Consider the following 20,810-nt stretch of genomic DNA (forward strand, 5'->3'; position numbering starts at 1 on the left):
TCGTCTTTAGTCTAGCGTCCCATATTTAGGTCAGAACAGCTAGTCTATCTTTTGGTTAATTCATCACCCATTTCTGACTCAAAGACGACTGGTGCAACCAACTGACAAACTGTTCGCGATCATCAACCGCCATATCCTCAAGCACTTCTTCTATTCCCTCTGCAAAACTGGTATTGCCAAAATAGCTTTTTCCCAGGTCATAGAGTTCTTGCAGTAAGGTGCTGAGGTGATTTTCTTGCCAGGAGGTAATTTTGAGGCTCTCCAGGGGACTGACGGTCAGGAGCATTTCTACCGCTTTGGAATCATCAGTCTGGGGAAACTGGGACTGTTTAAAAATTTTGGTCAAATCTTTTTGAAAGGAAACCGCTTGTTTAGATCCTAACAAATCTTCAATATCAAAGTAAACCGCTTGCAATAGCAGCAAGCAGGCTTGAGTCAAAATAGGTAATTTGTTGTCCGTTGAGCCGTGACCTTCTTTTAACAGTTGGTCTAAACGGACTTTTCCCCAGACACTATATCGATCGGGTTCTTCTAATAAAACGCAAGCTTTCCCCTTATTATCAGTCAGATCTCGCCACAAAGCCCTCGCCTCATCTGCATATTTGGCTTCAAACATTTTCATTAGGCGAAATGTCTGCCCCTGATAATTTAAAACAGGAATTTGCTGGTCTCGGCTAGGATGTTGAACCATTGTGATTTCAACATCCGCTCTTTTTAATATAAACATGACACTTCTGCACCTACTCCTGTCATGGCATCCGGCTTTGACACTCTCGGTAAATCGGCTGCGTGCTGATTCACTGAGATTTTTAAGATTCCAAACCCGGATTCTTAAAGGTGTAGTCAAGACACCTGGTGACCACTCCACCCCGATCCAATCCCAATCTCATACGGGTTGTACGATTACAGTCTGCACTAATATTAATAGGGTTTGCAGTTCTGTTTAAAACACCACTGATCATAGCATAGGCATCGACCAGACGGAAATCGACTTGAACCTCCACTGGCTTTTTTTAGGACAATAAACTGCCGCCGTCCTGTTTGTTTTGCGATGACTCAAAAAAAGTCTTTTGAGATGATGTGAAAAATTGAGCACCGAATAAGGTAAAATATTTTTATATTGGGTGTGTAACTCAGGTGGATAGAGTAGCGACCTTCTAAGTCGTCTGTCGGGGGTTCGAATCCCTCCACACCCGTTAAATTTCCAGGGTTCCAGAATAGGCAAAAGTGTAGACAAAGTGGAGAGAGATTTTCTCTACTTTCCGTTTCTGGGGTTGATCATTAACCGATTACTCTCCATGACCGATGACTGGGAAGGTAAGCCCTAGACAGCCAAGGCTACTGCGGACAGAATTAATTTAATTCTTAACTTCTGTCATTTCAATAACACGGTCATCTAAATCTTTCACTAAAAAATTTAACGGTATTTCACTGCGAATTTTATGTTTTACACCGCGCAATTGTACCCGCATTAAAATTTGTTCTAAACAATCTTTATCAAAACAAACATGACGTTCTTGATCTTTAGACCCATAACTAGCCCCCCCAATAATATGTAACTGAGTGTTTTTCATCAGTTGATACCATAACCCCTCCGTACCCTGCATTTTAGACGTTGCAGTCGGCCCCACAGAGGCAGAAAGATACAGGGGATCAATTCCAGCCCCCAATGTTTGTTCATAGTTATAGTAATAATGTAAAGGCACATCTGCCACAGCTAGTCCTAATAAACCTTCATAAAAATCCCGGGCTACATTCAAATCAGAAACCATAATTGTATGTACTTTCGGCGCGCTGGTGAGAAACATCCACATTGCCACGGCATAGGCAGCCAGTAACATCACCATCACTCCCTGGGTGGAAAAAATCCCGTCAAAAACCGGAAATTCAGGGAAAAACGCACTTAACGGTAAAAAATGAAACGAAAAATTCATAAAATTAATGGGTATTAGCATAAATAAATTCAGAAGTAGGAAATAAACTCAATTCCAAGCAATAATCACCTTTATCTCAACGGTCAAGACGATCTGCTAATAGTCATCTTAACAAAAAGTTTTGACAACTCCTGTACAATCATGTCTTTTTAGGCTAGACATTGCTATCGAACCATGAATAATCAGATTGATGTGTTTGTATACGGTACTCTCAAGCCAGGGGAATGTAACTATCAACGCTATTGTCAAGGGCAAGTCATAGCCCAGCGTCCGGCCTTAGCCGTGGGAAAACTCTATGCCCTATCTTTAGGTTATCCGGGGATGGTAGCTGGGGATGGTATCGTGCAGGGGGTGATTTTATCCTTTGCAGACCCTAATATTTTTTTGGACTTAGATCAATTAGAAGATTACCAGCCCCATCGCCCTGCTGAAAAAAACGAATATCAGCGACAACAGATTCCGGTTTTTGATCTTAACCATCAACCTTTAGGCTTAGTTTGGGTTTATTTGATGGATATTAAAACCGTTGAGTCCTATTCAGGGGTTTTAATTCCTGATGGCTGTTGGAAAAATCAATATTGACCTTTAAATAAACCCCAAGGACATTGAAATACAATGTTCTTGAGGTTAGATTTTTTTAATTTATGGGTCTGGAAACTGGAGCTTTAGGAATCGCAATAATCGGTTGATCCACGCTAATACTAACCGCATTAGGAGTAATAATCGGGATCAGCGGCTCATTTAAGGCAATTTGTAAAGGTTCCGAATTGTTCAGACTTTCAGACTGGGCAAAGAGCGGAAAACGCCCGGAATTGACGGAAATTGCACTGGAAAAGGTCATGACTAATAAAGCTGCGATCGCAGTTCCTCCCCAGGTCGCCATTACACGGGTTCTCTGATTTAACCTCTGGAAAACGCGGGTGGTCAGTTGTTGCACCGAGATACTAGAAGCAGGGACAGGAGCGTTTTGTAGGCGCGAACGCAGTTGCAGGAGTTGTAGATAAGTTGCTTTAATCTTGGGATCGGTATCCAGCCACAACTGAACTTGACGGCGTTCTTCAACCGTCGCTTCGTTGTCCAGGTAGGCACTGATTAATTGGGTTTTAGGGTCAAGATCCGAGTGTTCCTCAGATGGATGTCCCCCGATGGTTGAGTAAGTTTGTAGTTCTGGATCAGAATTGTGCTTCATCGGAACACCCCCGTTGACCAAACATCAAATCAGACATGAGAAATTGGGGTTTAACCTATATAACTATTGTATGGGTATTAACAGGAATTGCACCCGCTCACTTGGCAATTGTTTAGGGATTGAGATACACTTGCAGATCGGTTTGTAAGCGTTGACGCGCTCTGGCGATTCTCGATTTCACTGTTCCCAGGGAAACCCCGGTAATTTCAGCGATTTCTTCATAAGCTAATCCTTCAATTTCCCGCAGAACAATCGTGGTGCGGAAGGCTTCGGGTAAATCGGCGATCGCTTCATGAAGATGACTATAGAATTCACGGGTTGCCATATCCTCATCGGGGCCTGGGCCATCGGCAGCGATTTCCCAATCCATTTCCCCATCTTCCACATTCCGAGGGGCATCTAAAGATAGGGGCGGTTTGACCCGTTTGCGCTTGCGGAGTTCGTCGTAAAATAAATTTGTGGCAATTCGACTTAACCAACCCCGAAATTTGACGGGTTCCTGTAGACGTTTAATATTGCGATAGACCCGAATCCAGATTTCTTGGGCGAGGTCGGCTCGATCCTGCCAGTCTGGGGCGAGGTGGTAGAGAATCTTATCAACATGGGACTGATACCGACGCAGGAGTTCTGTAAAGGCTGCTTTATCTGGACAGACCCCCTCTTGACACCGCAGGACTAAATCGGTATTGGGGAGTTGTTCAAGGGGAAGTTGCTCTAGGGGAACAGAGACTTCAGCCTTAGACCAGGAGATGGGGATAGATTGGCTCATGGGTGGAACTTGGTTGATGAAAGATTCCGTTAGTGGTTGACGCGACCCGGATTCATAGTGTTCCTGGGTTCAAACTTGTTAGTTAGGATACCAGGGATAGAGATGAGCTTTTTCACCTAACGGGTGTTTTTCCCTTATATTAGTGGAAGTTTTTTCCTTTGTCATGAAAAATTTCTCATCAAATCCGGGTCATAAGTTATCAGTTATCAGTCATAAGTTATCAGTTATCAGGGTATATGAGGACGCTTGTAATACAAGGGTTTCATGATTAACCAACAACCTATTTAAAGGTTTAAAAGGTTAACTCTTAAACTGATAACTAATTACTGTTTACTGATAACTGATTACTGTGTTTAGATATCCAAATCCGTCAAATTCAAGCGGGGGGCGTGGGTTTCGATGAACTCCCGACGGGGGGCCACCCGATCGCCCATTAATATGGTGAAAATCCGATCAGCTTCGGCAGCATCTTCCACTTCCACCCGTTTAATCATCCGAGTTTCTGGGTTCATAGTAGTTGTCCAAAGTTGTTCGGGCATCATTTCCCCTAACCCTTTAAACCGTTGAATATTGTAGTTAGCATTGGCGGGTAAACTTCTCAAATGCTCCTGCAATTCCTGTTCATTGTAACAGTATTGATGGTTGCGTCCCCGTTCTACTTTGTACAGGGGAGGACAGGCAATATAAATATAGCCTTGATCGACTAATTCCCGTTGATAACGATAGAAAAAAGTGAGCAATAAAGTCCGAATGTGAGCGCCATCAACGTCCGCATCGGTGTTATGACAGCAGAGTCCTCCAGTGCCACAAACAAAGTTTTCATCCCCATCAACGGAGAAGTCATAAACATACTCTCCGACTAATTCAATTTCCTCTGCTTTGACAACTTTTAATCCCATTAAATCTTCACTAATGGGTAAATAATCCATCGGTTTTTGAGTGGGAAGTTGTAGATAGGCGTTGAGTTTTTCCGCCCCTAAATGACGTTGCCAAATTAGACGACAACTTTCGAGTTGTTGTTTGCCACAAAGGGTAAGAGTATAGTAGGGATAACGGGTTTGAATTGGGGCTGTGTGATTCAATTGAGGTTGATGTTCACTGGTACTAGCAATTAATCCCAATTGTCCGAATAAATAGAGTAATCCATTTTTAATTGAATTGGAGTTAGTTGTCCAAGAAATATTCGCCCCACTGGTTGTACCATCTCCTAAGAAATAACCCTCTAAAAAGGCAAGTTGTAAAGGTTCAGTCACCGAGAAAACCAGATCGGGAATTTGTTTTTCATGGGATTTTTTTCCTAATCCCCATGCTTGTAACAGTCGGGCAGCAGCCACACTATTAAAATAGAGTTTAATGCCCTGACTTTCGGGATCATTATAGCGGCGTGGGGTTTCCCCAAATACCTCTTGAATGGCTGTAATTAACTCAGGAATAAATCGTTCATCTTTCGTGCCTAAATTCAGGCTGACTTGATGTTTTGATAGGCTTCCTTCCGCTACATACCAACCCAAAAACCACATCAATTCTGAAGTAATGGGTAAATAGCGATCGAAGGCTTTATTCTGGTGGGCTTGAGGAACAATTTTTAGGTTATCCCCCAACTCAATTAACTCGCTAGGTGTGAAGTATTCAAAGGGTTTGTAATTACTAACTTCTCGCCAACGGGCGTTTTTACTGGTGTCATCTTGAGTCAGGAGTTGATCAATTTTAGAGGGAAGGGTTTGGTAAACAATATTTTCGTTACCTCCAATTGTCTCTAAATAATCTAAGAAATTAGACAAAATTGGTCGATTAATTCCCCGTTCCCAGTGACTAATAGTAATGGGTTGTTTGACTCCAATGGCTGTTGCCAATTGTTTTTGAGTCATGCCTAATGCTTGACGTTGGGCAATTAATTGTTGCCATCCTTCGGCATCTAATTCAACCCTGGTTTCACTGAATAATTCCGGTTTTTCAACCTTCGCTAAAATTCGCCGACTGGCAATTTTACGAACATCTTCTCCTTGTAAATATAAGGATTGATTCACACCCGCTTCGTAGAAGGTTCGGAGTAAATCAATTCGAGTTTGGGGTTCAGTTGAACGGGGCAAACGACGACTGGCAACTAACCAATCTCCGGGTTTAATTTCATTGCCTTTTTTGAGTTTAACTTCCCCGTTTTCATACACAAAAACACTATGGGAAGATGTGACTTTAATCTGACGATTATAGCGAGTCGTCAGTTGATACATGGGTTCTTCATGCCCGTGACGAATTACGGCTTTAATCGGACGAAAACGGGTGGCATGGGTTACGGGATCAAAAGCAACCACTTGATAGCGTTCTGGGGTACGTTTCCCCTTGATACACTCATCAATAAACTTGCCAATTTCTACAAATTCAGTTTTTCCGGTATCTTCCATTACTAGGGTTGGTTCATCACCCGCAACGCTCATAATTATGACTTTATGATACCGCAATTGAGAAGCATCAAATTCTTCTCCTTTTATCCCTAATCCTAATGCTGTAATTAAGGATTGAATTTCATTATTTTTGTAGATTTTGGCGTCATCGGTTTTCTCGATATTGAGGATTTTTCCGCGTAAAGGAAGAATGGCTTGGGTACGGCGATCGCGTCCTTGTTTTGCACTATTATGCACAAATATACCCGCCGATAATGCGAAGTTATGGCTATGGGGAACTTCAATATCATAAACATCATGACGTTCTTCTAACCATTCGATAGAAACTACCCGATGATTGTAGTTCCGAATAGCAGTTCTGGTGGCAACTTCATCCCCTTCAAAATAGCGATCGCAAAAGGTTTTAAAGGTCTGATCTTTTTGCGGTTTAAGAGAGTTTGCTGACGGGTTATAGATCTGATAGAGTGATGCTAGGGTTCGAGCATAATCGCTTTGATATTGAGATTCTAAACGCTCTTGATCTTCCCGTTGTTTGAATTGATAGGTATTAGCTAATACAGGGGGATCAATCCATTGATCAGAACCGGGATTCCAAACCTTTTGATTACTCTTTAATTCCCCATTATTTTCCGAGTAATGAAACGGCATTAAGGAATCTTCTGGGGTTAATTCTGCTGCTGCTTTGTAAGTGCGATCGCGCAACATAAACGGGTGATCGGGAGTACAAATCAGGGTTTCCCCGTTATCTAAAGTTAATTGCACGACTTGGGCATTTTGTTTCGTAAGTCGGGCATGAATTACCCGCTCAATCCCTATATTTCCACTATTATTAATCGTATAGCAAAAATGCTCTTTCCCTTGATTTTGTTCCTCAACAATTTCTTGAAATGTTTTCTCTGAACCATCGGCTAACCGAATCAAAGTAGAACCCAAAAAACAGCCTCCGGCACTATCGCCTTCAACTAAGAAAATCTCGGATTCTTGAGGATCACGGGTACTACAATCCGCTAATTTACCAGGTAAAGGAGAGGATTCTAAAACCGATTTCCGACGGACTAAATCCCGAGCTCGTCGAGCGGCTTCTGCGGCTTTAAATGCTTGAATTGCTTTTTCAATTACGGCATCAGCAACCCCGGGATTAAATTCTAAATATTCGGTTAAAGCTTCCCCCACCAAGGAGTCAACAATTCCCCGAACCTCTGGATTTCCTAATCGGGTTTTAGTTTGTCCTTCAAATTCAGGATCGGGGACTTTCGCAGAAATAACGGCGGTCAGACCTTCTCTGATATTTTCCCCGCCTAAATTTGCATCTCCTTCTTTGAGTTTATTCCGTTTACGGGCGATCGCATTTAAGGTTCGAGTCAGAACGGTTTTTAACCCTTCTAAATGAGTTCCCCCATCGATAGTTCTAATATTATTAGCAAAGCCTAAAACCGTATCACTATAGGCATCGGTACACCACTGCAAAGCAACTTCTATTTGAACATTACTCCGTTCTCCACAAGTATAAATAATATCTTCATGGAGGGGTTGTTTATCGTTGTTCATGTAGGCGATATACTCCCGAATTCCGCCTTCATAACGGTAGGTTTCTATCCGGGGATTTTCACGATTTAAGAGTTCTAAACGACTATCTGTCAGAGTAATTTTAACTCCCGCATTCAAATAGGCGAGTTCCCGTAAACGGGAAGCAATGGTATCACAATCAAACTCAATTCCGGTAGTAAAAATTGACGTATCAGGTAAAAAGGAAACGGAGGTTCCGGTGCGGGCTTCTTTGATCGGTTTTGAGGTGAGTTCCGTGGCAGGAGTTCCCCGTTCAAAGCGTTGGGAATATTCTTTTTTATCCCGAAAAACCGTAACTTCTAACCATTCTGATAAGGCGTTAACAACGGAAACCCCGACCCCGTGTAAACCCCCCGAAACTTTATAACCACCCCCCCCAAATTTACCCCCGGCGTGGAGAACGGTTAAAACCGTTTCTAAAGCGGACTTTCCGGTTTTAGAATGGGTATCGACGGGGATACCGCGACCATCATCGGTGACGGTGACGGAACCATTGGCGTTGAAATCGATTTCGATGTGGGTGCAATAGCCAGCCAGCGCCTCATCGATCGCGTTATCTACAACCTCATATACTAAATGGTGGAGTCCTCTTGGCCCTGTGGAACCAATGTACATTCCAGGGCGTTTGCGAACGGCTTCCAAACCTTCAAGGACTTGAATTTGGTCGGCGCTGTAATTGCTGGTCATTTGATCACGACTCCAGTATTGGTTGAGTAAAAACGTCCCTTATGACGTTATTACAGTAAAATGATAAAACTTTCAAAAATTGTAGCATAAATAGGTTGGAGAGGATCTTAGGGCATTCTCAAATGATATTTGGAAGGGGTATCTACCTGCAAGATTTAGTTAGGAGTGAGGCGTTGAGGAGGAAAGTTGACTATTTGTAGAATACCACAGTCACCTGGGTTAATCGTTATCTGTGGTGCGACGGCTACGGGGAAATCGGGTTTGGCGATTCAGTTAGCGGAGCGTTTGGGGTCGGTGGTTTTGAGTGCGGACTCCCGTTTGGTGTATCGAGGGTTTGATATCGGGACGGCTAAACCAACACTTGAAGAACGTCGGGGGATTCCCCATTATTTGATTGATATTTGTGAACCAACGGAGACTTTAACGGTAGCAGATTATCAGGATCAAGCGCAAGAATTGATTAATCATACTTCTAATTCTGCTCCTATATTATTAGTTGGCGGGACGGGTTTATATATTAAATCTATTGTGCGGGGGATGAAAATTCCCCGGGTTGCTCCGAATCCAGAATTGCGATCGCAACTTGAAACTTTAGGGCAACTGCAATGTTATCAGATGTTAAAACAAATCGATGCGATCGCGGCACAGAAAATTCATGCCAATGATCAGTTTAGAACTCTACGAGCGTTAGAGGTTTATTATATTACGGGTCGTCCGATTTCTGAACAACAAGGAGAAAATCCTCCCGATTATCCGATTTTACAAATAGGTTTAAATTGTGAATCAGAAGCATTAACCCATCGGATCAAAAAGCGAACAAAAGATATGATTGAACAGGGGTTTGTGCAGGAAGTTGAACAGTTATGTCAGAAATATGGCACAGATTTATCGTTATTAGAAACTTTAGGATATCAGGAAATTAGACAATATTTAGCGGGGTATATATCTTTAGAAATAGCCCAGGAATTAATAGTATTACACACCCGACAATTTGCCAAACGCCAAAGAACTTGGTTTCGGGCTGTTTCCGAAATTCAATGGTTTGATGCTGATAGTTCTAATTTGTTAGATCAGGTTTGGCAAGCTATTCTTTAGGATGGGTGAAATAATCTTGAAAATTTGCTTAATTTTCCCAAAGTGACAGAAAAATGCTATGGTTAAACTAAAAAAACTCAATAAAAATGCCATGAATCTTAATCTTTCCTCTCTAAAATTATCTCCGTCGCTTCCTGTGAAATTTCATATTTTGCTTGACCGTTCAAATTCAACGCAAATACGCGCATCTTTTATAGAACTTCCTAACTTGCAGGTTGAAGCTGCAACGCGGGAAGAAGCCCTAGAAAATTTAAAAACGTTGTTGTATACTTATTCTGATAAACTAGAAATTATTCCTTTTGAAATTGAAGAAGTATCTCCTCAAAAATCGGAAAATCCTTGGTTGAAATTTGCGGGTGTTTTTCAAGATGATTCTGACTTTGCTGAGATTGCTAAAAGTCTTAGAATTGAACGATATGATGATATTAATAGGATGTATGAGGAAAGAATTAATACTGATTATCAAATCATCAATAAAACTGTTAATATTGATAATGATAATTATGAAAACATAGGTTAACTATATAACAATTCAGAATAACACAACTAATGACAATTTGGGTACTGGAAAAGATTTAGTTAGACTGTACACTAAACTCTCGATAACTTTAGACTTTTTTAAAGCAGTGAGGGTACTTAATTTTGATCAAAAGGCTTCCAGTGTTCATGAAAACTTAATCAGCGAGAATAAGGAACTTAAGTACAAAAGACTTAAAAACGATTTGCGAATCGCTGCAATTGCTCTTTCTGTCAATGGGATTATGGTGACGGCTAATGAGCGAGATTTTTCCTTAATCCCTGGTTTAGTTATTGAAAATTGGACATAACTAAAGTTTAGATTTTAACTTATAAGTACCTAAACAAAATTATGGGAAAGGTTCACAAAGGTCTGAACAATTAGCTGTACACGGAAAAGCGGACGATGGGACTCGAACCCACGACGTTCAGCATGGGAAGCTGACATTCTACCACTGAATTACGTCCGCGCTTGGGTTTTTATTTCAAACCTTTATTGATTATAACTCAATTTTCCAAATTTTCAATACCCCAGATTCGCCAAAAAGCGAAAACCCTCGAACAGCAGTGCTAGAATCACGAGTTGGGAGCAGTGCAAACGTCCTGGTTCATTAGATTATCAAGATATTCAGGATAGATACTAGGGAGGGAGGACAGTCGCACTGCAATAGAATTAAAATCGGATTAGGAAAGATTACTAACAATAGGTGCGTGAGGATCACTGGATTTACTGCTAAGAGTCTCAGAATTGATCGGAAGGTTAATCAAGGTTAAAGCCTGCTGTAATGCCTCTTGACGCACCAACATCAGATGATGAGGCGGAAGCATATCTACAATTTTGAACCGTTCTAAACGTTCTTTAATCTTCCCTTTTGCACCGACAATAAAGACGTGACGCCTTTTTTCTACTGCATCTTTAATAGCATTTTCAATGGCTAAACAGGCAGTTACTCCTAACATGGGAACATCACTTAAATCAAAAATTAGCACATCATAATTTTGAATCATTGATTCTTCTCTGGAGATTGCTTTAGCTACCCCAAAGATCATCGGGCCGCTGAGGTAGAATAACAATATCCGACCTTTCCCGGCGGCGAGTAATTGTTTTTCTTCTGGGGTCATCACAATAGCATCATCTTCATCGGTGATGGCTTTCACGTCCTGACCCTGCATATCACTCAAGCGTTCAATTGTAAGAATATTAGCAATAAATACCCCCACACCAACGGCCACAATTAGGTCAACAAAGACGGTTAATAACATCACCCCATACATGATCATTGCCCCTTTCAGGGAAACAGCATGGGCGCGTTTGAGGAAACTCCAATCGAGAATATCAATCCCCACTTTTAGGGCAATTCCTGCTAAAACCGCCATCGGAATATTTTGGGTCAGACTCGCCGCCCCGAGAATTACTACTAATAAAATTAACGCCCGGGTAATTCCAGATAAAGCACTTTTTGCACCGGATTGAATATTAACAACGGTTCCCATGGTTGCCCCAGCACCAGGTAATCCACCACAAACCCCCGAAACAATATTAGCAATGCCTTGACCAATCAATTCTTTATTAGAATCGTGTTGAGTCCGGGTAACACTATCAGCAATAACGGCGGTTAATAACGTATCAATACAACCTAACATCCCTAGCATTACGCCATTGACAAACATGACTGTCATTTGGCTGAAGCTGAATACAGGCATTTGTAAGGTAGGGAGTCCCGTGGGAATTACACCAATTCGCCGAATATCTACTCCTTGAAAAAAGATTAAAGAAACTAATGTTCCAATCACTAATGCAACTAATTGAGGCGGAACAATCCGTTTAAATTTAGAGGGCATTAAGAAGATAATCCCGATAGTTAAGGCGGCTAAGGTAGCATCTACGGGATTAATATTGGCTAATAATTGGGGGATGTTTTGAATTGTTCCTAATACTCCCCCTTTCGGTGTGGCTTGTCCTAAAAACGGCGGGATTTGTAAGATAATTAAAATAATCCCAATCCCTGACATAAAGCCCGAAATCACGCTATAGGGCATCAGGGTAATATATTTACCCAGTTTGAATACCCCAAAAACAATTTGAAATAACCCGGCAATCATCACCACGGTAAAGGCCATTGCCAAACCGTTATCGGGGTCTTTGGCCATGAAACTGGCAACAATGGTGGTCATTACCACGGTCATCGGGCCAGTGGGTTCGGAAATTAACGTGGGTGTGCCACCAAATAAAGCGGCAAACAAGCCGATACAAACTGCACCATAAAGACCCGCCACCGGGCCGACTCCAGAGGCTACCCCGAAGGCGAGGGCCAAGGGCAAGGAAACAATCGCGGCGGTCAGTCCCCCAAATAAATCACCCCGTAGGTTGTTAAAGTTGATCTGATTAAAGACTTGCATAGAGAGAGTTAGAGGAAAGTTATTGTTTTTTAGCTATTATTTTGCAACTAGCTATTGATTTTTATTAATGGATAACATTACCACTACCCCCTAGCGATCGCAAGACATAACAGAAAAATTTTTATCCCTGAATTGCAACGCCCTCGAAACCCTACTCTTATTACCCTAGAGAAACCGCTCCTCCAAACCGAGGGTTGTTACTCCCCCTTTGAATTTCTCGATTTCAATGTTCTCGATTCGAGGATTGATTAATCAAATCATTAGTATCATTCAATCTGATCTAAGCTAAACCTGTTGACTGGCAAGGGTTTTACAGAATTGTTTGATCTGAGTTAATTATATTGTGAAAATTATATGTAATACTATAAAAATATAGACTTATATCTATAACAAAAATCGCGAAAACCATCAAATATTGGGTAAAAGGGGGATATAGAATTTTGATGCAGGCAACACTACACCAACTAAAGGTATTTGAAGCGGTAGCCCGTCATAGTAGTTTCACTAAAGCTGCCGAAGAAATGATGATTACCCAACCAACGGTCTCTACCCAAGTTAAACAACTAACTCAGACCGTGGGTTTACCGTTATTTGAACAAATTGGCAAACAACTCTATCTGACCGAAGCCGGGGAATCTTTATTATCTACCTGTCAGAATATTTTTGAACAGTTAGACAATTTAGAAATGCAGGTGGCGGCTTTAAAAGGGACAAAACAAGGACGGTTACGGTTAGGGGTGGTTTCCACGGCTAAATATTTTGTCCCCCGATTATTAGGTTATTTTTGTCAACAATATCCGGGGATTGATATTGCCTTACAAGTTACTAATCATGCCACCTTAATTCAACGGATGCAAGATAATCAGGATGATTTATATATTCTCAGTCAACCCCCGGAGGATATTGCCTTATCTAGTCAACCTTTTTTAGATAATCCTTTAGTTGTAGTGGCGAGACAGGATCACCCTTTAGTGGGAGAAAAAAATATTCCGATTAAATCTTTAATAGGAGAACCTTTTATTATGCGAGAACAAGGTTCAGGAACCCGACAGGCAATTCAAAAGCTCTTTGATCGTTATAAAATTGATGTGAAAGTTCGGTTAGAATTAGGGAGTAATGAAGCGATTAAACAAGGAATTGCTGGGGGTTTGGGACTGTCGGTTTTATCTAAACACACCTTAATTTCAGAACAATTAACGGGAGAATTAAAAATTTTAGATGTGCAGCACTTCCCGATTCATCTGCGTTGGTATGTCACCCATTTAGAAGGGAAGCAAATCTCTATTATTGCAGAAACATTTTTAAAGTTTTTATTAGAAAATAGTAACCATGTTCCTACCTTAGAAACAATCACTTTACACAATGGAAGTTTGCCAAAAAACGGGAATTCACTCATTAATCATCAGTTAACACTTAACAGTTAACAGTCATCAGTTATCAGTTAACAGTCATCAGTTTTTAGTCCAAAACTATCCCTCTTTTGTCATTCTCTGAGTATAATCAATAGAGAAATCAAAAGAGGGATATTAACAGTGAACTATTGACTGATAACTTTATTACTGATAACTCTTACACTGATAACTGTTAACTGATAACTGATTATTCGTCATCATGGGCAAAACGACGATAGAGGAAATCGAGGGCATAATTTCTCAGGTTATAATATTCGGGATCTTCCATAATTTGAGTGCGATCGCGGGGACGTTCAAAGGGAATTTCTAGGATTTCTCCAATCGTTGCCGAGGGGCCATTTGTCATCATCACTAAGCGATCAGCCAAAAATAATGCTTCATCAATATCATGGGTAATCATTAACACCGTACACCGATGATCATTCCATATTTTTAACAATTCTTCCTGCAATTCTTCTTTGGTAATTGCATCCAAAGCTCCAAAAGGTTCATCTAAAATTAACACTTCTGGACGAATGGCTAAGGCCCGGGCAATAGCCGCCCGTTGTTTCATCCCGCCCGAAATTTGAGGGGGTTTTTTCTCGGCGGCTTCTGATAATCCCACCATTGCCAAATGATCTCTAACAATGGCATTTTTTTCTAGTTTTGACTTACTGGGATGAACCGCATTAACAGCCAAATAGACATTTTCAAACACCGTTCGCCAAGGCAATAACGCATAGTTTTGAAATACCACCATCCGATCTGGCCCTGGTTTTAAAATTGGTTTGGAACGCAATGTTACTTTTCCCTCAGAAGGAATATTAAACCCGGAAACCATATTCAATAAAGTCGATTTTCCACAACCGGAATGTCCGATCACACAAATAAATTCACCCTGATTAATTGTTAAATTTACATCTTTTAAAACCGTATAGGGCTCTTTAGAGGTGGGATAAACCTTAGAAACGTTATCAAAGACTAAATAAGGTTCAGTTTTTCCCGGCGATTTTTTAGTAAATTTTTTCCCAAAGGTAGAGGCAGAAATTTTAGTTGTGGTCATGGTTGATATTTCCTAAATTTTAAATTTCACGATTTAAAGATATAGAAACCGGATTTCTTAGCAAAAATCAAGGGAGAAACCCGGTTTCTGAAGTCAAGCCACCTTAATCCGAGGAGAATCTAATACAATTTCTGTTACAGTAAAATCCCGTTTAATCTTCAAACTATTCAGATAACCAATGGGATCTTCGGTATCAAATTTTGTACCATCAAATAATTGAATCGCGCCCCGACTATAACTAATATCAGAAAGCCCTAATTCCCGGGCTGCGGTACTAAAAGCACCCACCGCACATAACCGTTCTAAAATTTCCACCCAGTTACGAGGGAAAGGCGTATGTCCCCAACGGGCCATTTGAACCATGTGCCAAAGCTGTTCGGTACGACTGGGGCGGTTGACTCCATCCCCAAAAAATTGATGATGGGCATATTGACCCATGGGTTGCTCCAAGTTGCACGCCGCATTATTAGGATCGACTAATTGAATATATTCGGGGCGAGTTCCCAGATAGTGACGTTGGGCCAACAGTTGCCGAATTTCATCGGCATTTTCCGGGTTAGCACAATAGGCGGAAGCCTCTAACAACGCCTTAACTAAGGCAATATGGGTATTGGGATAGGCCGCGGCCCAGTCTTCGCGCACTCCCAACACTTTCCCAGGGTGTCCCGGCCAAATTTCCAAGTCCGTCGCCACCGTAAACCCGACATCCTCCATCATCGCCCGCAGGTTCCAAGGTTCCCCCACACAGAACCCGTCAATAGTGGCACCCTGTAAGTCCACCACCATTTGGGCCGGAGGAATGGTCAACAGTTCCACATCGTTGTCGGGGTCAATCCCCCCAGACGCTAACCAATAGCGCAGTAACAGGTTGTGCATGGAACTCGGATGCACCACCCCCATGCGGTGCTGTTGTCCAGGGGACTGTAACAACATCCGTTTAAAGTCAGCCAGGGTGTAAATTCCTTGGTCATAGAACCGACGGGCGAGGGTAATAGCGTTACCGTTGCGGGTCATGGTCAGGGCTGTAATCACCGTTACGGGTTGGGTATCATCCCCTCCCAATGTCATCCACAGAGGCATCCCCGAGGGCATCTGAGCCGCGTCTAAATAGCCTCCGGCAATACCATCACTGATGCCGCGCCAACTGGTTTCTCGGACAAGATTGATTTCATCGAGGCCGTGTTTTTCAAAAAATCCTAATTCCTTTGCTACGGCCAGGGGAGCGCAGGCGGTCAGGGGAACAAAACCCAATTCTAAGTTGATTTTTTCTAGGCCATGACGGGCAACGACTTTATTCTTTTTCGCCCGCATTTTTTTGATAAGTTTTTGTTGATTGAGGAAATAAATCATTTCACTCCGCAAGCGATAATAACTGGGATGTTCTACCACTTGCATCCGTTGACGGGGGCGAGGAATATCAACTTCTAAAATTTGCCCAATTTTCGATTCCGGGCCGTTAGTTAACATCACAATTCTGTCAGACAGTAACACCGCTTCATCGACATCGTGAGTCACCATTAAGGCGCTGATTTGATTGTCTTGGCAAATCTTCATTAATTGTTCTTGAAGATTGCCCCGAGTTAAGGCATCTAAGGCCCCAAAGGGTTCATCTAATAATAATAATTTGGGTCGTAATGCTAAGGCGCGAGCGATCGCAACTCGTTGTTTCATTCCCCCTGATAATTGGGCGGGATATTTGTCTACAGCGTGGCGTAATCCTACCATATCAATATGGCTTTCAATGATATTTTTTCGTTCTGCTAAGGGTAATCCTTTCATCACGGAATCAACCGCTAAAGCAATATTTTCTCGGACTGTTCGCCAGGGTAATAAAGAATAGTTTTGAAATACTACCATTCGATCTGGCCCTGGTTTGGTAATTTTTTGACCTTCAATAGTAACTATTCCTTCGGAGGGTAAATCTAACCCCGCCACCATGTTTAATAGGGTTGATTTTCCGCAACCAGAGTGTCCAATTAAGGTGACAAATTCACCTTTTTGTATTTGTAGGTCAATTCCTTTTAGGGCAACATATTGACCTCCACCAGATAAGTTAAAGACTTTATCAATTTGTTCGACTTCTATTAAGGGTTTTGCCATGATCTTAACTCCTGATTAATGGTTGATAGTGCGTGGGCTGCGATGAGTGCACCTTAGTTTACTTTTTTTCACCTGGGACAATTAATTGTTGAACGTAGCCAATACCTCGGTCTAAAATCAAACCGACTGCACCGATATAAACCACGGCTAAAATAATGTCACTGATGTAGTTTTGTTGGTAAGCATCCCAGATAAAGAAACCAATTCCCACGATACCGGACATCACGATTTCGGCGGCAATAATTGCTAACCAAGCTAAACCTACGGCAATTCTTAATCCGGTAAAAATGTAGGGTAAGGCGGAAGGGAATAGAATATTTAAGTAATATTCTTTGCGGGATAATTGCAGCACCTTGGCAACGTTATTATAATCATCGGGAATCTGTTTAACACCTTCTTTGGTATTAATTAAAATCGGCCAAACCGAGGTAATAAAAATCACGAAAATCGCGGCGGGTTGGTTTTGTTGGAAGGCAACTAAGGCAATGGGAACCCAGGCTAAAGGAGCCACCATTCTTAAAAACTGAAATAGGGGGTCTAATGCTTTATCTAAAATCGGATTTGTTCCCACTAAAACCCCTACACTAATACCAACAATAGCGGCAATTGAATAACCTTGAGCCACCCGTCCTAAACTAGCTAAAGTTTGCCAAAATAAGCCTTTATCTAATCCTCCGCGATCATAAAAAGGATACATTAATAAAGTTCGGGTTTGTTCATTGGTTACGACACTTAATGGCCCTGGTAAACGGGTAATTCCTGAGAGGGAGAAAAGTTGCCAAACTACTAAAAAACCCAAAGTTCCTATGATGGGAAGAATAATATCTTGACTGTTCTTTTTCCAATATTCACCCAAATTGTCAACAAAGCTATTTCCGTTAGTTCTTTTTTTGGCTGTACTTGTCATTTTGTTAAAACTCCTTTATCAGTAATCAAGTATTCGCATTATCAGTTATCAATTAAGAAAATAGAAAGATGATCCTTTCTATACTTTTTTGATGGTTAAACTTTGAAGATAAGCCTCTGGGTTTGCGGGATCAAAAGTAATTCCATCAAAGAACTTTTCCACACCTCTTGAAGTCGAAGCGGGAATATCAGCAGTAAACCCGGCTTCTTTAGCAGCTTCTCGCCAAATATCCTCACGGTTGACCTTATCGACAATGGCTTTTGCTTGGCCAATATCTTGAATTTGACCATTATGGAAACCCCAACGGATAGTTTCAGTTAAAAACCATAAATCATGGCTTTTATAGGGATAGGAAACACTGCCAATTGGATCTTTCCAATATAACGGCCCTTTATTAAAGTCTTGAATCGGCGGTTTTCCATCTCCCATTTGATAGTTTCCTTGGAAGGGCCCAGTCAGAACTTCTGGAGGCACATTAAAATAATTCCTTCCAGAAACTATGGTGACTAATTCGGCTCGATTTTCCGGTTTATCACACCATTGTTGGGCTTCCATTAACCCTTTTAATACGGCTTTTGTTGCCTTGGGATGTTTATCAACCCAGTCAGCACGAATCGCTAAATATTCTTCAGGATGAAACGGCCAAACTTCCGTTGTTAAACAGGACATAAAACCGATATTATCGCTAACAATTCGATAGGGCCAGGGGTCGCCTGTACTAAAGGCATCCATCGTTCCATTTCTCATTCCCTGAAGGGTTTCTGCTGGAGGAACTGCTATCAAATCAATATCCACATCTGGGTTAATTCCCCCCGCAGCTAACCAATAGCGAATCCAAAAATCTTGGTTAACATTGGGGAAGGTATAAGCAGCTTTAAATTTGCGTCCAGTGGTAGTTGGAAAACTGCGAATATATTCGGCAGCGCCTTTAATATCTAAGCCTATTCCTTTTCCTAAATGGGTATTAGCAATAGCGACACCATTGCCATTTGTATTTAATTGAGCTAAGACATACATGGGGACTTTTTTACCCCCGGTAATAATGCCTTCTGTCAGTAAATGGGGCATGGGCATTTGCCACTGTCCGCCATCAATTCCGCCCCCACCTGAGCCAATGGTAACGTTATCCCGTGCTGAAGCCCAGTTTGACTGTTTGGATACTTCAACATCGCTCATTCCATACTTAGCAAAAAAGCCTTTTTCTTTGGCAATAATTAAGGGGGCAGATTCCACAATGGGAATAAAACCTAGTTTAATTGCTGTCACTTCTGGGGCTTGTTCTGGACTAATATTAACTGCCGGAACTTGTGTTGTCGCTGGTGAACTTCCAGTATTACCAGTGGGCTCAGGCGGGTTGCCTAAACATCCTTTTAAAAATATCGTACTAGCCGCCGAAACTCCGGCGGTAATTAAAAACTTTCTACGAGAATAACCCTGGGAAAATTCAGACATTAAACCTCCTAACAACCTGTCTATTGAACCAATAGGTTGCTACTGACAAAATGAATTTTGTAGTAGTTAAATAATTGAACGAAAAGAATCCAGCTTCTCTGGAGCAATAACCCCAAGATAGACCTTGACTCTGAGGTAAAGATGACTGGGTTTAGGACTTCATCCTTAATTCAGTCGTGCCATAGCCGTCTATAAATACTAAAGTAGCATCATATCCATAGATTGTCACTACCTTTTAGTGCTAAATATGATTTTTTTTTAAATGGTAGTGATCAAGTTTTTCTTATCAATCATGATAAATTTTAAATAAATCTATTCAAAATATAATCAAATCTTATCAAAATAGGGGTTTTTGGCCAAAAATCGACATTTAAACAACAAATTGATTGTTTAACTTGGTAAAATCGGGAGAATTAGACACATTGACTAGAAGCAATGCTTATAAAACTTTCTATATAAAAACGTCAATATACTGAAACCCGGCAGACAGGACTATTTTATAGTGTTGCGTGGGCCAATGGGAGACAGCAGTGGGAGCGTCGTCCCTGGCTCATCTATCCTCTCTTGGGCAGTCTACCCGCCTTAACGCCGTTGTTTGGGAAAAGGAATCCCCAAACTACTATGAAAATCCTGTTGAGTTTTTCCCATGAGACGTCGAGAAACCTGTTTAACAATATTTTTGAGCAGTGCATCCCCGGTTTTTTGAATTAACCCTTCCGACTTAGCCCGAATAAACTGGGGAATTTGTACCCCAACGGCCAAATTTAAGCACCATTGCGCCCCGGTGATTTGAGTCGGACATTCCGTTAATTTAATCCCACGTTCGGCACAAAAGTCCGCCGTAGTTAATTCTACTAACTTCATCGTCGATTGAAAATCCACCTCATAACCGGGAGCCGTATAATTGGGGATGGGAACTGTCCGAATCCGATAAATCCCCTCGGCATCCGGTGGCACTAATTCCAACCCTATCCGCGCTTCCACCCGATAACCCAGGGCTCCAAACCGTCCAATTAATAAATCATAGGCATTATTTCCCAGGGGTTCGGTTTTCATTGGCAATGCACACCGACAAAACCACCCGCTATGTTGTGCCAAATATTCCGCCACCGTCTCCATATCGGCGAACATTTCCATACAGTCTTCAAAAGTGCTGTGAAACCAGATTAACTCCTGAGTGTCTTCCTCGGGGTTGGCCAGAGCAACAGAATCATCAACAAACTCAGATGATGCTCTTGACGGTTGAGGTTCAGAGATATCGGACTGCATAATCTGTTCTCCTACGAGGGTTTCTTCCTACTTCCAGAATGCCTTGTATTGTCTTAAACCGCTATGATAA

The 20,810-nt window shown here is 41.6% G+C and carries 16 protein-coding genes and 2 tRNA genes; 6 read left to right on the top strand and 12 right to left on the bottom strand.

What is annotated here, in order from left to right; genetic code table 11:
• Positions 1-55 precede the first annotated feature (55 nt).
• Complete coding sequence (locus PL9631_RS20495; protein ID WP_083623240.1) at positions 56-727, bottom strand: Npun_F0813 family protein; 672 nt, start codon at positions 725-727, stop codon at positions 56-58.
• A gap of 395 nt (positions 728-1,122) precedes the next feature.
• Here PL9631_RS20495 and PL9631_RS20500 point away from each other — a divergent pair.
• Positions 1,123-1,196: transfer RNA gene (locus PL9631_RS20500), tRNA-Arg, on the top strand.
• A gap of 162 nt (positions 1,197-1,358) precedes the next feature.
• On the opposite strand, the gene PL9631_RS20505 is transcribed toward PL9631_RS20500, so the two are convergent.
• On the bottom strand, positions 1,359-1,934 hold the full coding sequence (locus tag PL9631_RS20505) for a VOC family protein (protein WP_407947599.1): 576 nt from the start codon (positions 1,932-1,934) through the stop codon (positions 1,359-1,361).
• Positions 1,935-2,108: 174 nt separating this feature from the next.
• Between PL9631_RS20505 and PL9631_RS20510 the strand changes: the two genes are divergently transcribed.
• Positions 2,109-2,516 (top strand): gamma-glutamylcyclotransferase family protein, encoded by a 408-nt coding sequence (locus PL9631_RS20510; RefSeq protein WP_197046456.1) that lies wholly within the window; start codon positions 2,109-2,111, stop codon positions 2,514-2,516.
• A 55-nt stretch (positions 2,517-2,571) separates the two neighbouring features.
• Here PL9631_RS20510 and PL9631_RS20515 read toward each other — a convergent pair whose 3' ends face one another.
• From PL9631_RS20515 to PL9631_RS20525, 3 genes are all read right to left on the bottom strand, one after another.
• Positions 2,572-3,123: an anti-sigma factor family protein gene (locus tag PL9631_RS20515; protein WP_083623243.1), complete on the bottom strand. Its 552-nt coding sequence runs from the start codon at positions 3,121-3,123 to the stop codon at positions 2,572-2,574.
• 112 nt (positions 3,124-3,235) lie between these two features.
• The gene (locus PL9631_RS20520; RefSeq protein ID WP_083623244.1) at positions 3,236-3,892 is read right to left on the bottom strand and encodes a sigma-70 family RNA polymerase sigma factor; all 657 of its coding nucleotides are present in this window, start codon (positions 3,890-3,892) and stop codon (positions 3,236-3,238) included.
• A 353-nt stretch (positions 3,893-4,245) separates the two neighbouring features.
• Positions 4,246-8,547, bottom strand: coding sequence for an ATP-binding protein (locus tag PL9631_RS20525; protein WP_083623246.1), 4,302 nt, complete (start codon positions 8,545-8,547; stop codon positions 4,246-4,248).
• 186 nt (positions 8,548-8,733) lie between these two features.
• Between PL9631_RS20525 and miaA the strand changes: the two genes are divergently transcribed.
• The 3 genes from miaA to PL9631_RS20540 are packed head-to-tail and all read left to right on the top strand — an operon-like array spanning position 8,734 to position 10,469.
• Entirely contained in the window at positions 8,734-9,642 is a 909-nt protein-coding gene (gene miaA / locus PL9631_RS20530) for a tRNA (adenosine(37)-N6)-dimethylallyltransferase MiaA (RefSeq protein WP_231516798.1), read from the top strand.
• A 58-nt stretch (positions 9,643-9,700) separates the two neighbouring features.
• The gene (locus PL9631_RS20535) at positions 9,701-10,162 is read left to right on the top strand and encodes a type II toxin-antitoxin system HicB family antitoxin (protein WP_197046457.1); all 462 of its coding nucleotides are present in this window, start codon (positions 9,701-9,703) and stop codon (positions 10,160-10,162) included.
• A gap of 37 nt (positions 10,163-10,199) precedes the next feature.
• Positions 10,200-10,469 (top strand): type II toxin-antitoxin system VapC family toxin, encoded by a 270-nt coding sequence (locus PL9631_RS20540; protein WP_083623248.1) that lies wholly within the window; start codon positions 10,200-10,202, stop codon positions 10,467-10,469.
• A gap of 87 nt (positions 10,470-10,556) precedes the next feature.
• Here PL9631_RS20540 and PL9631_RS20545 read toward each other — a convergent pair.
• Together PL9631_RS20545 and bicA are read right to left on the bottom strand one after the other, a co-directional pair.
• Positions 10,557-10,628 (bottom strand) — tRNA-Gly (locus PL9631_RS20545).
• Positions 10,629-10,842: 214 nt separating this feature from the next.
• Entirely contained in the window at positions 10,843-12,558 is a 1,716-nt protein-coding gene (bicA, locus tag PL9631_RS20550) for a bicarbonate transporter BicA (protein ID WP_083623249.1), read from the bottom strand.
• Positions 12,559-12,998: 440 nt separating this feature from the next.
• On the opposite strand from bicA, the gene PL9631_RS20555 reads away from it, so the two are divergent.
• Entirely contained in the window at positions 12,999-13,982 is a 984-nt protein-coding gene (locus PL9631_RS20555) for a LysR family transcriptional regulator (protein WP_083623251.1), read from the top strand.
• 175 nt (positions 13,983-14,157) lie between these two features.
• Here the strand turns inward: PL9631_RS20555 and PL9631_RS20560 are convergent, their stop codons facing one another.
• From PL9631_RS20560 to PL9631_RS20580, 5 genes are all read right to left on the bottom strand, one after another.
• Complete coding sequence (locus tag PL9631_RS20560) at positions 14,158-15,012, bottom strand: nitrate ABC transporter ATP-binding protein (RefSeq protein ID WP_083623252.1); 855 nt, start codon at positions 15,010-15,012, stop codon at positions 14,158-14,160.
• A 93-nt stretch (positions 15,013-15,105) separates the two neighbouring features.
• A complete protein-coding gene (locus PL9631_RS20565) occupies positions 15,106-17,112 on the bottom strand; it encodes an ABC transporter ATP-binding/substrate-binding protein (RefSeq protein ID WP_083623254.1) in 2,007 nt (668 codons plus the stop codon).
• Between the two features lie 58 nt (positions 17,113-17,170).
• The gene (gene ntrB / locus PL9631_RS20570) at positions 17,171-18,019 is read right to left on the bottom strand and encodes a nitrate ABC transporter permease (RefSeq protein WP_083623255.1); all 849 of its coding nucleotides are present in this window, start codon (positions 18,017-18,019) and stop codon (positions 17,171-17,173) included.
• A gap of 78 nt (positions 18,020-18,097) precedes the next feature.
• Entirely contained in the window at positions 18,098-19,471 is a 1,374-nt protein-coding gene (locus PL9631_RS20575) for a CmpA/NrtA family ABC transporter substrate-binding protein (RefSeq protein WP_083623257.1), read from the bottom strand.
• 582 nt (positions 19,472-20,053) lie between these two features.
• The gene (locus PL9631_RS20580) at positions 20,054-20,740 is read right to left on the bottom strand and encodes a DUF1997 domain-containing protein (RefSeq protein ID WP_083623258.1); all 687 of its coding nucleotides are present in this window, start codon (positions 20,738-20,740) and stop codon (positions 20,054-20,056) included.
• Between the last annotated feature and the right edge of the window lie 70 nt (positions 20,741-20,810).

Source organism: Planktothrix paucivesiculata PCC 9631, assembly GCF_900009265.2.
In the GTDB taxonomy this organism is placed as follows: Bacteria; Cyanobacteriota; Cyanobacteriia; order Cyanobacteriales; family Microcoleaceae; genus Planktothrix; species Planktothrix paucivesiculata.